The following is a 16,474-nucleotide window of genomic DNA, read 5'->3' as shown; positions in this document are numbered from 1 at the left end:
GAATGGACCATAGGCTTTTGCCCCGCGCAAGGGACAGCTGTTGACAGGCCGGCCCCGGGCTTGGCACCTTGTTCGCATACGAACGATGGGCCCGAGCGGATGGATTACCTTCGCCCCGACAGCCTGGAGCAGGCGCTGGCCGCGGCAGCGGGCGGGGCGCGGGTGCTGGCGGGCGGGACGGATCTTTATCCGCTGGCGGGGCCGCGGCTGAAGGGGCCGGTGATGGACCTCGCCGCCCTGCCCGGGATCACGGGGATCGCCGAGGGGCCGGAGGGGTTGCGGATCGGCGCCTGCACCAGCTGGACCGCTATTGCCGAGGCGTCGCTGCCCCCCGCCACCCGCGCCCTGCAACAGGCGGCGCTGCAGGTCGGCGGGCGGCAGGTGCAGAACGCCGGCACAATCGGCGGCAACCTCTGCAACGCCTCTCCCGCCGCCGACGGGGTGCCGCCGCTTCTGGTGCTTGGGGCGAAGGTGGAACTGGCCTCCGCCACCGGCACCCGGCTGTTGGCGCTGGAGGATTTCCTGCTCGGACCCCGGCGCGTGGACCTGCGGCCGGGAGAACTGCTCGCGGCGGTGCTGCTGCCGCGGGCAGGGCTGGCGGGCGTTTCCGCCTTCGGCAAGCTGGGCGCGCGGGCGCATCTGGTGATCTCCATCGCCTCGGCCGCGGTGCGGCTGGAGGTCTCGGGCGGGCGGATCGAGGCGGCGGCGGTGGCGGTCGGCGCCTGTTCCCCGGTGCCCCGCCGGCTGCCTTCGGTGGAGGCGGCGCTCTGCGGGCCGGTGGAGGGCGCCGCGGCCCGGGTCGATCCGGCTGCGGTGGCGGCGGCGCTGGCGCCCATCGACGACGTGCGGGCGAGTGCGGCGTATCGGCTGCGGGCGGCGGCCGAACTGGTCCGCCGGGCGGTGGAGGCGGCGCTGTGATCCGGTTCCGGCTCAACGGAAAGGAGGTCGCCGCGGAGGCTCCGCCCGCCGAGCGGCTGAGCCTGACCTTGCGGGAAAGACTGGGCAAGACCGGCACCAAGGTCGGCTGCGACGCCGGCGATTGCGGCGCCTGCACCGTGCTGGTGGACGGCTGGGCCACCTGCGCCTGCCTGACCCCGCTGGCCCGGGTCGAAGGCCGCGAGGTCACCACGGTGGAGGCCGAAACCCCCGTCCTGACCCGCCTGCGCGCCGCCTTCCTGGCCGAAGGCGCGGCGCAATGCGGCATCTGCACCCCGGGGATGCTGATGGCGGCGGCGGAGCTGCTGGAGCGCCGGCCGCAGCCGGACGAGGCCATGGTGCGCCAGGCCCTCGGCGGCGTCCTCTGCCGCTGCACCGGCTATGCCCGGATCGTCGCGGCGGTGGTGGCGGCGGGGCAGGGGGTCGCAGCCCCGGAGGCCCCGGCCGCCGGTCGGGCCGTGGGCGCGGCGCTGCCCCGGCTGGACGGCGCGGCCAAGGTGGCGGGCGACCTGTTCGGCGACGACGTGGTGCCCGCGGGCGCGCTGGTGGTGAAGGCGATCCGCTCGCCGCATCCCCATGCCGCCTTCCGCCTTGGCGACCTCGCCGGCTTCGCCGCCCGCCCGGGCGTCGCCGCGGTCTTCACCGCCGCCGACATCCCCGGCCGCAACGCCTTTTCCGTCATCCCGCCCTTCGCCGACCAACCCGCCATCGCCGCCTCTCCCGCCCGCTTCCGCGGCGAATGCGTGGCGCTGGTGGCCTTCGAGCCGGGGGCCGAGACCGACCTTTCGGATTTCCCGGTGGAATGGCATCCCTTGCCCGCGTTGCATAGCCCCGCCGAAGCCGAGGCCGAAGATGCCCCCCTGATCCACCCCAACCGCCCCGGCAACCTGCTGATCGAGGGCCGGGTGCGGCGCGGCGATGCGGCGGCGGCTCTGGCGGCCTCGGCCCATGTGGTCGAGGGCAGCTTCGCCACCGCCTTCGTCGAACATGCCTATATCGAGCCCGAGGCCGGGGCGGCCTGGCTGGAGGGCGACACCCTGGTCATCCGCGCCTGCACCCAGGCCCCCGGCATGGACCGCGAGGAGACCGCGGCCATCCTCGGGCTGCCGGTCGACAGGCTGCGCATCATCCCCTCGGCGGTCGGCGGCGGCTTCGGCTCGAAGCTGGATGTCTCGCTGCAGCCGCTGATCGGGCTGGTGGCGCTGAAGACCGGCCGCCCGGCGCGCATGGCCTATACGCGGGGCGAGAGCATGGCCTCCACCACCAAGCGCCACCCGGCCGGGATGCGGGGCCGGATCGGCTGCGATGCGACGGGCCGGATCACCGGGATGGAGTTCGAGGGCCGCTTCGACACCGGCGCCTATTCCAGCTGGGGGCCGACGGTGGCGAACCGGGTGCCGGTGCATGTCTCCGGCCCCTACCGCACCCCCGCCATCCATGCCCGGGCGCGGGCGGTGCATACCCATGGCCCGGTCTCCGGCGCCTTCCGCGGCTTCGGCGTGCCGCAGGCGGCGCTCTGGCAGGAGGTGCTCTACGACCGGCTGGCCGGGAAGGCGGGGATCGACCGGCTGGAGTTCCGCATCCTGAACGCGCTGCGCGACGGCGACACCTCGCCCACCGGCAATGCCCTGCAGGCGGTGGGGATCGGCCCCTGCCTGGAAGCCCTGCGGCCGTCCTGGAGGCGGGGCCTGGCCTGGGCGCAGGAAGGCAAGGGCCGCGGCATCGGCGTCGCCTCCTGCTGGTATGGCTGCGGCAACACCGCCCTGCCCAACCCCTCCACCATCCGCATCGGCATCACCCATGCCGGAGAGGTGGTGCTGCACCAGGGCGCCACCGACATCGGCCAGGGCTCGAACACCGTGATCCCGCAGATCGCCGCCGATGCGCTCGGGCTGCCGGTCGGGGCCCTGCGGCTGGTCGGCCCCGACACCGCGCTGACCCCGGACGCCGGCAAGACCTCGGCCAGCCGGCAGACCTATGTCACCGGGCGGGCGGCGCAGAAGGCGGCGCTGGCGCTGCGGGCGGCGGTCCTGCGCCTGGCCAATGCGGGCGAAGGGTCCGTCCTCACGCCGGCGCCGGGACGCCTCCTCGTCACCGAAGGGACCATACGGCGCGAGATCGACCTGCGCGCGCTGCCCGCCGACCCGCGCGGCTATGCGCTGTCGGCGGAGGAGAGCTACGACCCGCCGACCCGCCCGCTGGATGCCGACGGCCAGGGCATTCCCTATGCCGTCTACGGCTACGGCGCGCAGCTGGTGGAGCTGGAGGTGGACCCGGCCCTCGGCACCGTCCGCCTGCACCGGATCACCGCCGCCCACGACCTCGGCCGGGTGATCAACCCGCTCCTCGCCCGCGGCCAGATCGAGGGCGGCATCGCCCAGGGCATCGGCATGGCGCTGATGGAGGAATACCTGCCCGGCCGGACCGAGAACCTGCACGACTACCTGATCCCCACCACCGGCGACGTGCCGCCCATCGACCCGATCCTGATCGAGATCCCCGACCCCGAAGGCCCCTTCGGCGCCAAGGGCCTGGGCGAACACGTGCTGATCCCCACCGCCCCGGCGATCCTGAACGCCATCCGCCACGCCACCGGGGCGGAGATCGCCCGCACCCCGGCGCTGCCCCACCGCATCCTCGCCGCGATGGAGGGCCGGGAATGAAAGTCCTGCGCCCCCTTCCTCTTGATCCAAATACTCCGGGGGTGCGGGGGCTGGCCCCCGCTCCTGCGCTGCCGCAGGGAGCCCGGCCGTGACCCAAGCGCCCGAAAAGATTCGCTGCGATGCCTGCCCGGTGATGTGCTACATCGCCCCGGGCCAGACCGGCGCCTGCGACCGCTATGCCAACGAGGCCGGGAGAATCGTCCGCACCGACCCGGTGGTGATGCTGTCCCATGCGGTGGAACAGGGCGGCCGCGTTGTCCCCTTCGCCGCGCGGGACTGGGACGGCAGTCCGGTGCCGGCCGATGCCTTCGTCACCGGCATCGGCGCCGGCACCACCTACCCGGACTACAAGCCCGCGCCTTTCATCGTGTCGTCCCGCCTCGGCGGCGCCGACATGGTGACGGTGGTGACCGAGGCGATCTTCTCCTACTGCGGGGTGAAGGTGAAGATCGACACCGACCGTTTCGTCGGCCCCGAGGGCGCGGTGGTGCGGGTGGCGGGGCAGGCGATCGGCCATGTCACCACCGCCGAATACGGCAGCCAGATGCTGTCGCTCGGCGGCGTCCATCACCTGACCGGCGGCGACAAGGCCAAGGGCCGCGTCACCTGCGCCACGCTGCTCAGCCTGTGCAACGGCGAGGCGGTGGAGATGGAGATCGAGGGCGGCTCCCGCGTCATCGTGCAGGCCGGGCGGGCGCCGGTGGTGGACGGCGTGCCGGAGCGGCGGATGCGGGTCGGCTGCGGCTCGGCCACCATCGGCATGTTCGCGGTGCAATGGCAGGGGCTGGTGGACGAGGTGGTGGTGGTGGACGACCACATCACCGGCGTGGTCTCCGAGCATCAGGCCGGCAAGGTGCTGGGGTGGCCGCCCAGCGGGATCAGGATCAAGGGCCACCGCTCCACCCCCGGGCGCTATTTCCGGGTGTCGGAGCCCGGGCAGGGCTGGGGCGGCACGCGGCTGACCGACCCGCTGGAGATCCTCGGCGACTGGCAGGCGGCCAAGGGCGCGCGGCCGGGGCTGCGGCTCTTGATGGTGTCGACCACCGGCGAGGAATACGGCTATTACCTGCTGGATCAGGACCTGCGGCCGGTCCGGCAGGAGTTGCCACCGGATCTGAGGAAGACCGTGCAACTGATTGACGAGAATTGCGAACCCTCGCTCTGCACTGTCCTGTTCATGGGGGGCGCCGGCGGCTCGCTGCGGGCCGGGGTGACGAAGAACCCGGTGCGGCTGACCCGCTCGGTGCAGGGCGGCGCGACAAGGCTGACCTGCGGCGGGGCCGAGACCTGGGTCTGGCCCGGCGGCGGCATCACCTTCATGGTCGACGTGACCCGGCTGCCAAAGGGCGCCTTCGGCTATGTGCCGACGCCGGCGCTGGTGGCTCCCCTGGAGTTCACCCTGCCGCGGGCGGAGTATCTCGCCATGGGCGGGCACGAGGACGCGATCCGCGATCTGGACCGGGTGATGGAGGAAGGGGCCGAATACCCCACCGCCGCGCGGGTCGAACGATGGGGGGAGGGATGAGCGGGGCCCTCTCTCCTACAGCGGCGGTCCTGGCGGCGGCCGGGGCCTCCGGCGGGGATATTTGCCGTCCAGAAAGAGGAAAGGCGGCGGGAAGCCGGGCGATGGCGGTGCTGCTGCCGGACGGGCGGCTGCACCTTCAGCACGGGCCGATCGACATCGTCGCCGAGGGCTGGGGCACGCCTGCCGCGGTCCGTGAGAGCTATGCCCGTGCGGCGCGGCGGTTCGCCTCGATCCTGGGGGAACTGGTGGCGGAGCTTCCCGCCCTGCGCGCCGAAGATGCCCCGCTGCACGGCCCTGTCGCCCGCCGCATGGCCGCCGCCGTCGCCCCCTTCCGCCCCGCCTTCATCACCCCCATGGCCGCGGTCGCCGGCGCGGTGGCCGAGGAGGTGCTGGCGGCGCTGGCGGGGCCGGGCATCACCCGCGCCTGTGTGAACAACGGCGGCGATATCGCGCTGCTGCTGACCCGCGGGCAGCGGCTGACCTGCGCCTTGGCGGCCTCGGGCGGCAGGGACCATACCGCCGTAGGGTGGGGGGACCCGATCCGGGGCATTGCCACCTCGGGCTGGCGCGGGCGCAGCTTCTCCCTCGGCATCGCCGATGCGGTGACGGTGCTGGCGCGGACCGCCGCCATGGCGGATGCGGCGGCGACCATGGTGGCCAATGCGGTGGACCGGCCCGGACACCCGGGCATCCTGCGCCGCCCGGCTTGCGAGATGCAGGCGGACAGCGACCTCGGCGCGCGCCCGGTGACGGTCGCCGTGCCCGATCTTTCGCCGAAAGATCGTGACGCCGCGCTGGAGGCCGGGCTGGCCGCTGCCGAAGCCTTCCGCGCCCGCGGGCTGATTGAAGCCGCGGCGATTTACCTGCAAGGTGGCCGGCGGGTGACCGGGGGTCTGGCCCTCCTGGCACCGGGAAAGGAAGAAGATGACTGATTTCGCCCTCCGCAAGATCGTGACCCAGGTCGAGGAAATCCGCCACGAGGGCGGACCCGTGGCCTCGCCCCCGCCCGTGCGCGGCGCGATCTACGCGATCTGTGCCAATCCCTTCGCCGGCCGCTACGAGCCCGACCTGCAGCCGGCGATGGAGGCGCTGAAGCCGCTGGCGCTGGAGCTGACCGACCGGCTGGTCGCCGCGCTCGGCGGGCGGGAGGGGATCGACGCCTACGGCAAGGGCGCCCTCGTCGGCGAGGCGGGCGAGGCCGAGCATGGCGCGCTCTGGCATGTCGCGGGCGGCTACGGGATGCGGGAACGCCTGGGGGAATGCCGCGCCATCGTGCCGAGCGCGATGAAGGTCGGCGGTATGGGCCATACGCTGGACATTCCCCTCGGCCATCTGAACGCGGCCTATGTCCGGTCACGCTTCGACGCGATCACCGTCGCTTGCGCCGACGGGCCGCGGGCGGGCGAGGTGCTGTTCGCGCTGGCCATGGCGCGGGGCGGGCGGGTGCATTCCCGCATGGGCGGGCTGGAGACCCATCAGGTGAAGGGGGAGGACGGGCTGCGGTGACCGCCGGGAACGCAAAATTCTTCAAAGAATTTTGGCAAGGATTTTCCAAAATCCTTGCCTGCGGCGCTCTGGCCGTTCTGCTGCCTTCCGTCGCGCTGGCCTGTGCCCTGCCGCCCTCGGTCATCCTGATCCTGCCGACCGGGCATTATATCGCCGCCGCCGCGCTGACCGTCGCGCTGACCGCGGTGCTGGCCGCCCTCTCGGGCCGGATGCCGCAGATGCAGGCCCATACCCTGTGGGAAACCCGCCGCATCCTGCCCGAGGCGCTGACCTCCTACCTTGCCTTCCTCATCTTCCTCGGCCTCGTGCTGACCGGCTTCCTCGGCCCGCGCGACCCGATGCACAACCTGATGACGCTGGTGTTCTGGACCGGGGTCTGGATCGCCGTCCCGCTGGCCTCGGCCGTCTTCGGCAACCTCTGGCGCTGGATCAACCCCTGGACCGGGCCGGTGCGGGTCGCCCGGCTGCTGCTCGGCCGCAGGGGAGGGATCGGGCTCTCCCGCCTCGGCCACTGGCCCGCCATCGGCTTCTACCTTTGCTTCATCTGGTTCCAGATGATCTCGCTCTCGCCCGACGACCCGGCGGTGCTGGCGCAGGCGGCGCTGGTCTACTGGCTGGCGATCTTCGCCCTTGCCGTGGCCGAGGGCGAGGACTGGCTGCAGAAGGGCGAGTTCCTGACCGTGCTTTTCGGCTTCGTCTCCAGGATCGCGCCCTTCTGGGTGGAGACGGAGGGTGCCCGCTCCCGCCAGAGGGCCGGCTGGCCGGGCGCGCAGGTGCTGCGGATGCCGCCGCTGGACCTGTCGGCCATGGTCTTCATCGCGCTGGCGCTGGCGGCGCTGACCTTCGAGGGGCTGAGCGAGACCTTCTTCTGGCAGGGCCTGATCGGCCAGAACCCGCTGGAACCCGTGGGCCGCTCCGCCGTGGTCTGGCAGAATTCGGCCGGGCTTCTGGCCACCTTCGCGCTGACGCTGGCGGCGCTGTGGGCAGGGATGCGGCTCGGCGCCCGGCTCTCGGGCGGGGCGTTCCGGGCCGACCGGGTGATGCTGTCCTTCCTCGCCATCGCCAGCGGCTATCATGCGGCGCATTACCTGGTGATGCTGCTGACCGCGGGGCAATACACGCTGGCCGCGCTGAACGACCCGTTCTTCACCGGCGACAGCTGGCTGGGCCTGCCGCCGTTCTACGTCTCCTTCGGCTTCCTGACCGATGCGCGGGTGATGCCGCTGCTTTACGGCACCCAGTTCGCGGTGATCCTGGGCGCGCATCTCCTGGCCGTCGTGCTGTCGTTCCGGCTGGCCGGGCCGGTGCGGGCGCTGGCGCATCTGCCGCTGACGGTGCTGATGGTGGGCTATACCGTGCTCGGGCTGTGGCTTCTGTCCACCGCCCGGGTGGGGTGAAATCTATGGACAACGCTGCGATGCAGCGACAAGTTGCGACCAGAGGTCCCCGGCAGCGGGGCCAGCCACAACGGGGAGAGAGAAAGATGACCACGACTTCGCTGTTCACGCCGTCCCGCCGCCGGGTGCTGCAAGGCATGGGGGCCGGTCTGGCGACGGCCGCGCTGCCGGGGCATGTCTGGGGGCAGGCGGCGCCGTTGAAGATCGGCTTCCAGCTGCACCGCACCGGCATCGGCGCGGCTTACGGCCGCTGGTATGAGCGGACGACCACCGCCGCCGCCGCGGCGATCAACGCCGCCGGCGGCATCGCCGGGCGGCAGGTGGAGATCCTTTACGAGGATGACGCCACCGACCCCAAGCGCGGCGCGGAAGTGGTGGAGAAGCTGGCCGGCCCTTCGGGCTGCGACCTGATCATGGGGACGCTGTTCTCCCATGTCGTCATGGGCGCGGCGCCGCGGGCGGGGGAGCTGAAAATCCCCTATCTGGTCTGTTCCGAGGGCTATCACGTCGCCTCCGGCGCGCTGAACCGCTGGGTGCTGCAGCCCGGCATCACCGACGTGCGGGCGCAGATTTCCACCATGGCGCCCTGGGTCGCCTCGACCCTCGGCAAGAAGGTGACGATGGTCTTCCCCGACTATGCCTTCGGCCATGACCACCGTGATTTCTTCACCACCGCCATCGCCGCGCAGGGCGGCGAGGTGATCGCCCAGATCGCCATCCCGCCGACCGAGACCAGCTTCACCCGCTATTTCCCGCAGATCCCGGCCGAGACCGAAGTGCTGTATCACGTCATGGTCGGCCCCGCCGTGCTGACCTTCGTCAAGGAGCTGGGAGAGTTCTACGGCACCGGCGCCAAGCCCGCCCTGTTCGGCTTCATCGACAGCCTGGAGGCGGTGGACACCGCCTCGCCGGGACTGGAGTTCCTGGAGGGCAGCCATTTCTGGGAGGGCCATTGCCGGGCGAAGCCCGCCGACGCCGGCGAGGCCGAGACCGCCTATCGCGCCGCGGTGGGGGTGGACGACAACGGCGCCTCGGTCAGCGATGCCAAGGACGTGTCGACCTATGCCCATATGTTCTCCTGCTGGGAGACGCTCTACTTCATCAAGCAGGCGGTGGAGGCTTCCGGCTATGCCGGCCCGGCCGACCGGCAAAAGCTGGTCGAGGCGATGGAGGCGGTGACCGACCTGCCCGAAGGCGCAGAGCGGCCGCAGGGGCCGATGCGCTTCGACGGCAAGAAGCACCAGGCCTTCGGGGTGCAGAACATCTCGAAGATGGAGGGCGGCAAGCTGGTGCGGGTGCACCAGACCACGATCGAGGAAGGGCTCTACGACAACGACACCGACTACACGGCGATGTCGTTCTGACGGGCCGAGGGGTGGGGTATAACCCCACCCTATATCTTCATGGGTTTCGGTCCCTTCCTGCTTCTCGCCCTGATGGAGGGCCTGGTCACCGCCGCGGTGCTGTCGCTGGCGGCGGTGGGGCTTTCGCTGGTGTTCGGCGTCATGCGGGTGGTCAACGTCGCCCATGGCGAGTTCTTCATGCTGGGCGCGGTGATCGCCTGGTTCGTGGCCGGGCTGGTCCCGGGGCCCGCATGGATGGCCTTCCTGGCGGCGCTGGTGCTGGCGCCGCTGGTCGTCGGGGCGCTGGCGGCGGCGGTGGACGGGCTGGTGCTGAAACGGCTGAACTACGACCCCGAGGCCACCATCGTCGCCACCATCGGCGTGATGTATATGGTCCAGCAGGCGGCGCTGAGCTTCTACGGCCCCGACGCCCGCCCCGTCGCCGCCCCCTTCGACTGGCGCTTCCAGCTGCCATGGTTCGGCTATTCCGGCTACAAGCTGTTCGTGGTCGCGGCGGCGGTTGCGGTGCTGCTGGCGGTCTGGCTGGGGATGACCCGCACCCGGGCCGGGCTGGTGATGCGGGCGACGCAGGTGGACCGCGATGTCGCCCGCGCCTTCGGCATCGACGTGGAACGGGTCTATATGGGCACCTTTGCCCTAGGTGCCGGTCTCGCCGCCATGGGGGCGGTGCTCTACGTGCCGATCTCCCAGGCGCATTACCTGATGGGGCACGACCCGCTGCTGCTCTCGTTCATCGTGGTGATCATCGGCGGCCTCGGCTCCCTCCGCGGCACGCTGGTGGCGGCGCTGGTGATCGGGCTGTCGGATGGCGTCATCAGCATGTTCTTCTCGCCGACGCTGGCGAAGATCCTTGCGACCCTGCTGGTCGCCATGGTGCTGGTGTTCCGCCCGCAGGGCCTGTTCGGGGCGAAGGCATGAGGGCCTGGGCGGTCCATCTGGCGGTGCTGGCTGCGCTGCTGGCGGCGGGGCTTCTGCTCCCCGGCTACCACACCACCAACCTTGCCCGCATCCTGGTGCTGGCCACCTTCGCCGCCGGCTACAACCTCGCCTTCGGCTATACCGGGCTCCTCAGCCTCGGCCACGCCATGTTCTTCGCCGCCGGCATGTATGCCGCAGCCCTTCCCGCCTGGCATTGGGGCTGGCCCGCCGCGCCGGCGCTACTGGCCGGAACCGCCGGCGGCGCGCTGATGGCGCTGGCGACGGGCGCGCTGGCGCTGCGCACCGCAGGCGTCTCCTTCATGATCGTGACGCTGATGTTCGCCCAGGCCTTCGCGCTGGCGATCCTCTATTTCAACGGCTGGACCGGCGGCGACGAGGGCTTCGTCATCCCCTCCGCCTCGCGCCACCTCTTCGGCACCTCCCTCGCTGCCGACACCCCGCGCTTCCTGGCGGCCTGGAGCCTCTTCGCCCTCGGTCTGCTCTTGTCGCTGGCGCTGGTGCGGTCCCGCTTCGGCCGGGTGATGGTGGCGCTGCGGGAAAACGAGGAGCGGGCACGGATGCTGGGCATAAACCCCTTCGCCGCCAAGCTGAAGGTGCTGGTGATCTCCGGCGCCTGGTCCGGCGCGGCGGGGGCGGCATATGCGCTGCTGTTCGGCTATGCCGGCGGCAGCTTCGCCGGAATCCAGTATTCGATCCTGCCGATGCTCTACGTCCTTCTCGGCGGCGCCGGCACCACCTTGGGCGCGGTGCTCGGGGCCGGGCTGATGTTCTACCTGACCGAATTCGCCTCCTCCGTCACTTCGGCCTGGCTGTTCCTTGTGGGCCTTGTGCTGGTGGTGCTGGTGCTCTTCGCGCCGAAGGGCATCCTCGGCTGGGTGCGGGCGAGGCTGTGGAGGGAGCTGCCATGAGCCTTCTCTCCGCCCGCGGCCTGACGCGCCATTTCGGCGGCATCCGCGCCGTGGACGGGGTGGATTTCGACCTGGAGCCCGGCGAGATCCACGCCCTGATCGGCCCGAACGGCGCCGGCAAGACCACGCTGGTCTCGCTGCTGTCGGGCCGCATCCCGGCGCAGGCGGGCACGATCACGCTGGCGGGCGAGGACATCACCCGGCTGCCCGCCCATGCCCGCGTCCGCCGCGGGCTGGCCTATACCTTCCAGATCACCAGCATCTTCCCCGGCCTGACCGTCTTCGACAACGTGGCGCTGGCGGTGCAGGGCGGGCGGCAGCCGGGGGCCCTCGGCCCCACGGTGGAGGCCGCGCTGGCCCGGGTGGGGCTGCAAGGGATGGGGGCGGAGGTGGCCGGAACCCTCTCCTACGGCCACCAGCGGCTGCTGGAGCTGGCGATGGGACTGGCGCTGGCGCCGCGGGTGCTGATCCTGGACGAGCCGACGCAGGGGCTGGCGGCGGGCGAGATCGAGGGCTTCAAGGCGCTGGTCCGCGGGCTGGTGCCGCAGGTCGCGGTGCTGCTGATCGAGCACAACATGGAGGTGGTGATGGACCTTGCCACCCGCATCACCGTGCTGACCTCCGGCCGGGTTCTGGCGCGGGGGACACCGGCGGAGATCCGCGCCGACAAGGCGGTGCAGGAGGCCTATCTCGGTGCTTGAGCTGCGCGGACTCACCGCCGGATACGGCCCCGTCACCGTGCTGCGCGGGGTGGATTTCGCGGCCCGGGCGGGCGAGGTCACCTGCGTCATGGGCCGCAACGGCGCCGGCAAGACCACGCTGATGAAGGCGATCATGGGGATCGTGCCGGTCTCGGCGGGCACCGTCATGCTGGACGGGCAGGCGATCCAGGACCTGCCCGCGCATCTGGTGCCGGGAAAGGGCCTCGCCTGGGTGCCGCAGGGGCGGCGGCTGTTCGGCCCGTTGACCGTGGCCGAGAACCTCGATGTCGGCGGACTGATCCGCGGCAACCGGGCGAAGGTCCGGGACCATGTGCTGGCGCTCTTCCCCCGGCTGCGGGAGCGTCTCAACCAGCCCGCCGCCACCCTGTCAGGGGGCGAGCAGCAGATGCTGGCCATCGCCCGGGCGCTGTGCCTGGAGCCGAAGGTGCTGCTGCTGGACGAGCCGACCGAGGGGTTGCAGCCCAGCATGATCGCCCTGATACGCGAGGCGGTCTTGCGGCTGAAGGCCGAGGGCGTGGCGGTGGTGCTGGTCGAGCAGCGGGTGGAGGCGGTGCTGCGGATGGCGGACCGGGTGGCCTTCATGGCGCATGGCAGCGTGGAGGAGGTGGCCGAGGCCGCCGCCCTGCATCCCGGCGCCCGACAATTCGCCGATTTCGTGGGGGTGTGAATGGCAACCCGGGCGCAATCGCCGTTTCGGAAGGGGGCGGGGATGACGGAAACGGGCCTCGTCGCCGGGGTGGATGTCGGCGGCACCTTCACCGACCTGGTGGTCTTCGACCCGGCCTCGGGCGCGGTGCGGCTGGCCAAGGTGCCGACCACCTTGCCGAACCAGTCGGGCGGGGTGCTGGCGGCCTTCGCGCAAGCGGGGACCGACCTTGCTAACCTGGACCTGATCGTCCACGGCACCACCACCACCACCAATGCGGTGCTGGAGCGGCGGCTGGCGAGGACCGGCCTGATCACCACCGAAGGCTTCCGCGACGTGCTGGAACTCGGCCGCCGCACCCGGCCGCAGCCCTATGGCATGGCCGGCCGCTTCACCCCGATCATCCCGCGGGACCTGCGGCTGGAGGTGCCGGAGCGGATGGATGCCCGGGGCAGGGTGGTCACGCCGCTGGACGAGGCGGCCGTCGCCGCGGCCATCCGCGCCCTGCTGGCGCAGGGCTGCGAGGCGCTGGTGATCCATTTCCTGCATTCCTACGCCAATCCGGCGCATGAACTGCGTGCGGCAGAGATCGCCGCTTCCCTCTGGCCGAATGGCTATGTCACCACCGGCCATTCCCTCCTCTCCGAGGCGCGGGAATACGAGCGCGGGGTGACGGCAGCGGTGAATGCCTCCGTCCAGCCGGTGCTGGAGCGCTACGTCTCGCGGCTGGCCGGGGAGCTGAAGGCGCGCGGCTATGCCCGCGACCTTCTGGTGATGAACGGCAACGGCGGCATGGTCAGTGCGGCCCATGTCGCGCGCGAGGCGGTGAAGACGGTAATGTCCGGCCCGGCCTCGGGCGTGATGGCGGCGGTGGCGACCGGGCGGCGGGCGGGGTTCCCCAACCTCTTGACCTACGACATGGGCGGCACCTCCACCGACGTGGCGATGATCCGCGGCGGCATCGCGCCGGTCTCGAACGAGATCGAGGTGGAATATGCCATGCCGATCCATGTGCCGATGGTGGACGTGCGCACCGTGGGGGCAGGGGGCGGGTCCATCGCCCGGGTGGATGCCAGCGGGATGCTGCGGGTCGGGCCGGACTCGGCCGGGTCGGACCCCGGGCCGGTCTGCTACGGCCGCGGCGGCACGAAGGTCACGCTGTCGGATGCCAACCTGATCCTCGGCCGGCTTCCGGCCAGCCGCTTCGGTCAGGCGGCGGAGGCGGCGCGGCAGGCTATGGAGGGGCAGATCGCCCGGCCTCTGGGGCTTGGGGTGGAGGCGGCCGCCGAGGCGGTGGTGCGGATCGCGAATACCCATATGGCCGGGGCGATCCGCATGGTGTCGATTTCCATGGGCGCCGATCCGCGCGATTTCGCGCTGTTCGCCTTCGGCGGCGCCGGGCCGCTTCATGCCGTGGCGCTGGCGCGGGAGCTTGCGGTGCCGCAGGTGCTGGTGCCGGCCCGGCCGGGGATCACCAATGCGCTCGGCTGCGTGGTGGCCGACCTGCGGCACGATTTCGTCCGCACCCTGAACCGGCCGCTGGACGCGGTGGAGATGGGGCAGGTCCATGCCATCCTTGCGGCGCAGGAGGCCGAGGGGCGGCGGCTGATCGGGGAGGAGCGGGTGGAGATCCGCGACATCCGCGCCGAGTTCGCCGCCGAGATGCAGTTCGTCGGCCAGACCCATCTGCTGCGGGTGCCCTTGCCCTCGGCCACGCCCTCGCGCGAGGAGGTGCAGCGCCTGTTCGAGGCGGCCTACCGCGCCCGCTTTCGGGTGGAACTGCCGGAAATCCGCGCCAACCTGGTCAACCTGACCGCCAGCGTCACCGGCCGTCGCGCCGAGCCGGACCTGTCGCGGCTCATCGACCCCGCGGGCCGGAAGCCGCAGGCGGAGCCTGCGGGCACGCGGCCGGTCTGGTTCGGCGGCTGGGTGGAGACGCCGGTCTACTGGCGCGACCACCTGCCCCTGGCGCTGGACCTGGCGGGGCCGGCGATCGTCGAGCAGATGGACACCACGCTGGTGGTGGAGCCTGGGTGCCGGGTGAGGTCGGATGCGGACGGCAATCTGGTGGTGGGGTTTGCGGGTTGAAGCCGAGGCCGGGGGCCAGCCCCCCGCGACCATTGGTTGCTCGAACCAATGGCGCAACAATGGTCGCACCCCGGGATATTTGGGGACAGAAAATGGGCAAGGCGATGGTCGATCCGGTTACTCTTGCCGTCATTCAGGCGGGGTTGCAGCAGGTCTGCGACGAGATGGACCTGACCTTCTCGCGGGCGGCCTTCTCGCCGGTGATCGCCGAGGCCGACGACCGCTCGGACGGCATCTATGCGGCCGGGGACGGGGCGCTGATCGCGCAAGGGTCGAAGGGGCTGCCGGTCTTCGTCGGCGTCATGCAGTTCTCCACCCGCACGCTGGTGGAGCGGATCGCCGCGGGCGAGACGGCGGCGCCGGAGCCGGGGGACATCTACATCGTCAACGACCCCTACCTCGGCGGCACCCATCTGATGGACGTGCGCTTCGTGATGCCGTTCTGGCGGCAGGGGCGGCTCTGGTGCTGGCTGTCGAACACCGGGCATTGGCCGGACACCGGCGGGATGGTGCCGGGCGGGTTTTCCGCCTCCGCCATCAGCGCCGAGCAGGAGGGGCTGCGGCTGCCGCCGGTGAAGCTGTTCAAGAAGGGAGTCATGGATGCGGAGATCTGGGCGATCATCCGGTCGAACATCCGGGTCTCCGAGCAGCGGATCGGCGACGTGAAGGCGCAAGCCTCGGCGCTGATGGTGGGGGCGGAGCGGTTGGCGGCGCTGCTGGACCGCTACGGCGATGCGGTGGTGGAGGAGGCCATCGCCCGGATGCGCGATCTGGCGGCGCGGCAGATGCGGGCGATGATCGGGCTGATCCCGGAGGGGCGGTATCAGGCGCGGGCTTGCCTCGATTCCGACGGGGTGGTGAACGCGCCCCTGACCATCGCGCTGGCGGTGACGCGGCAAGGCGACGGGCTGGTGTTCGATTTCGCCGGGTCCTCGCCGCCCTGCATGGGGCCGATGAATTCGGTGCGGGCGACCACGCTTTCCTCGGTCTATCTGGCGATGCGGCACATCTTCCCCGACGTGCTGATCTCGGCCGGGGCCTTCGAGCCGCTGGAGGTGGTGGGGATCGAGGGCACCTTCCTCGACGCCCATTATCCCCGCCCGGTCTCGGGCTGCGCGGCGGAGGTCAGCCAGCGGATCGCCGAGGCGGTCTTCGCGGCGCTGGTGCAGGCGATCCCCGACCGGGTGACGGCGGCGCCGGCGGGGACCTCCGGCAACTTCGGGCTGGGGGGGACGGACCCGGAGACCGGGGCGGGCTATGTGATGTATCAGATTTCCGGCGGCGGCTACGGCGGGTTCCGGGGCGGCGACGGCATCGCCAACGGCTGCTCCACCATCGGCATCTCCAAGGCGCCGCCGGTGGAGATCATGGAGCAGAAGTTCCCGGTGCTGTATCGCCGCTATGCGCTGCATGAAGGCTCGGGCGGCGCGGGAGAGTGGCGGGGCGGCTTCGGGCTGGACTACGAGATCGAGCTGCTGCGCGGCGAGGCGCGGGCCTCCTTCGTGATGGACCACGGCAGGGTGGGGCCGCAGGGGGCGCTCGGCGGCGGCGAGGGGGCGGTGAACCGGGTGGAGATCTGCCGCGGCGGCGAGGTGCTGGTGCCCGAGCACCTGTCCAAGGCGCAGGACATCGCGCTGGCGCCGGGCGACCGGGTGCGGGTGCGCACGCCGGGCGGCGGCGGCTATGGCGACCCGGCGCGGCGCGATCCGGCGGCGGTGGCCGAGGACGTGCGGCTGGAGCGCTATACGGCGGAAGAGGCGGCGCGGCTGTGGCGGTGATC

13 protein-coding genes are annotated in these 16,474 nt (G+C 71.6%); all 13 read left to right on the top strand.

Annotation, left to right across the window (positions count from 1 at the left end; genetic code table 11):
• Positions 1 to 99 precede the first annotated feature (99 nt).
• The 13 genes from G5B31_RS13670 to G5B31_RS13610 all read left to right on the top strand — a co-directional run bounded on the left by G5B31_RS13670 (position 100) and on the right by G5B31_RS13610 (position 16,472).
• Complete coding sequence (locus tag G5B31_RS13670; RefSeq protein ID WP_165018609.1) at positions 100 to 918, top strand: xanthine dehydrogenase family protein subunit M; 819 nt, start codon at positions 100 to 102, stop codon at positions 916 to 918.
• Positions 915 to 3,599, top strand: a complete 2,685-nt coding sequence (locus G5B31_RS13665; protein ID WP_165018607.1) for a molybdopterin cofactor-binding domain-containing protein — start codon at positions 915 to 917, stop codon at positions 3,597 to 3,599. The genes G5B31_RS13670 and G5B31_RS13665 overlap by 4 nt, the downstream gene beginning before the upstream one ends.
• 133 nt (positions 3,600 to 3,732) lie before the next feature.
• Positions 3,733 to 5,124, top strand: a complete 1,392-nt coding sequence (locus G5B31_RS13660) for a 6-hydroxynicotinate reductase (RefSeq protein ID WP_240904426.1) — start codon at positions 3,733 to 3,735, stop codon at positions 5,122 to 5,124.
• Between the two features lie 101 nt (positions 5,125 to 5,225).
• Positions 5,226 to 6,056: a UPF0280 family protein gene (locus tag G5B31_RS13655; protein ID WP_165018603.1), complete on the top strand. Its 831-nt coding sequence runs from the start codon at positions 5,226 to 5,228 to the stop codon at positions 6,054 to 6,056.
• Positions 6,049 to 6,630, top strand: coding sequence for an amino acid synthesis family protein (locus G5B31_RS13650; protein WP_165018601.1), 582 nt, complete (start codon positions 6,049 to 6,051; stop codon positions 6,628 to 6,630). The genes G5B31_RS13655 and G5B31_RS13650 overlap by 8 nt, the downstream gene beginning before the upstream one ends.
• Positions 6,627 to 8,027: a hypothetical protein gene (locus G5B31_RS13645; RefSeq protein ID WP_165018599.1), complete on the top strand. Its 1,401-nt coding sequence runs from the start codon at positions 6,627 to 6,629 to the stop codon at positions 8,025 to 8,027. The genes G5B31_RS13650 and G5B31_RS13645 overlap by 4 nt, the downstream gene beginning before the upstream one ends.
• A gap of 86 nt (positions 8,028 to 8,113) precedes the next feature.
• Positions 8,114 to 9,391 carry an ABC transporter substrate-binding protein gene (locus G5B31_RS13640; protein ID WP_165018597.1) on the top strand — a complete coding sequence of 426 codons (1,278 nt, stop codon included), beginning with the start codon at positions 8,114 to 8,116 and terminating at the stop codon, positions 9,389 to 9,391.
• A 39-nt stretch (positions 9,392 to 9,430) separates the two neighbouring features.
• The gene (locus G5B31_RS13635) at positions 9,431 to 10,309 is read left to right on the top strand and encodes a branched-chain amino acid ABC transporter permease (protein WP_165018595.1); all 879 of its coding nucleotides are present in this window, start codon (positions 9,431 to 9,433) and stop codon (positions 10,307 to 10,309) included.
• On the top strand, positions 10,306 to 11,238 hold the full coding sequence (locus G5B31_RS13630) for a branched-chain amino acid ABC transporter permease (RefSeq protein WP_165018593.1): 933 nt from the start codon (positions 10,306 to 10,308) through the stop codon (positions 11,236 to 11,238). Before G5B31_RS13635 ends, G5B31_RS13630 begins: the two co-directional genes overlap by 4 nt.
• Positions 11,235 to 11,939, top strand: a complete 705-nt coding sequence (locus G5B31_RS13625) for an ABC transporter ATP-binding protein (protein ID WP_165018590.1) — start codon at positions 11,235 to 11,237, stop codon at positions 11,937 to 11,939. The genes G5B31_RS13630 and G5B31_RS13625 overlap by 4 nt, the downstream gene beginning before the upstream one ends.
• Complete coding sequence (locus G5B31_RS13620) at positions 11,932 to 12,627, top strand: ABC transporter ATP-binding protein (RefSeq protein WP_165018588.1); 696 nt, start codon at positions 11,932 to 11,934, stop codon at positions 12,625 to 12,627. Before G5B31_RS13625 ends, G5B31_RS13620 begins: the two co-directional genes overlap by 8 nt.
• A gap of 42 nt (positions 12,628 to 12,669) precedes the next feature.
• Positions 12,670 to 14,694: a hydantoinase/oxoprolinase family protein gene (locus G5B31_RS13615; RefSeq protein WP_165018586.1), complete on the top strand. Its 2,025-nt coding sequence runs from the start codon at positions 12,670 to 12,672 to the stop codon at positions 14,692 to 14,694.
• A 92-nt stretch (positions 14,695 to 14,786) separates the two neighbouring features.
• Positions 14,787 to 16,472, top strand: coding sequence for a hydantoinase B/oxoprolinase family protein (locus tag G5B31_RS13610; RefSeq protein WP_240904419.1), 1,686 nt, complete (start codon positions 14,787 to 14,789; stop codon positions 16,470 to 16,472).
• Positions 16,473 to 16,474 lie beyond the last annotated feature (2 nt).

The sequence above is a fragment of the Rhodobacter sp. SGA-6-6 genome (assembly GCF_011043545.1).
GTDB lineage: Bacteria > Pseudomonadota > Alphaproteobacteria > Rhodobacterales > Rhodobacteraceae > Pseudogemmobacter.
Note: the sequence above shows the minus strand (reverse complement) of the source record. Positions and strands in the feature narration are given on the sequence as shown.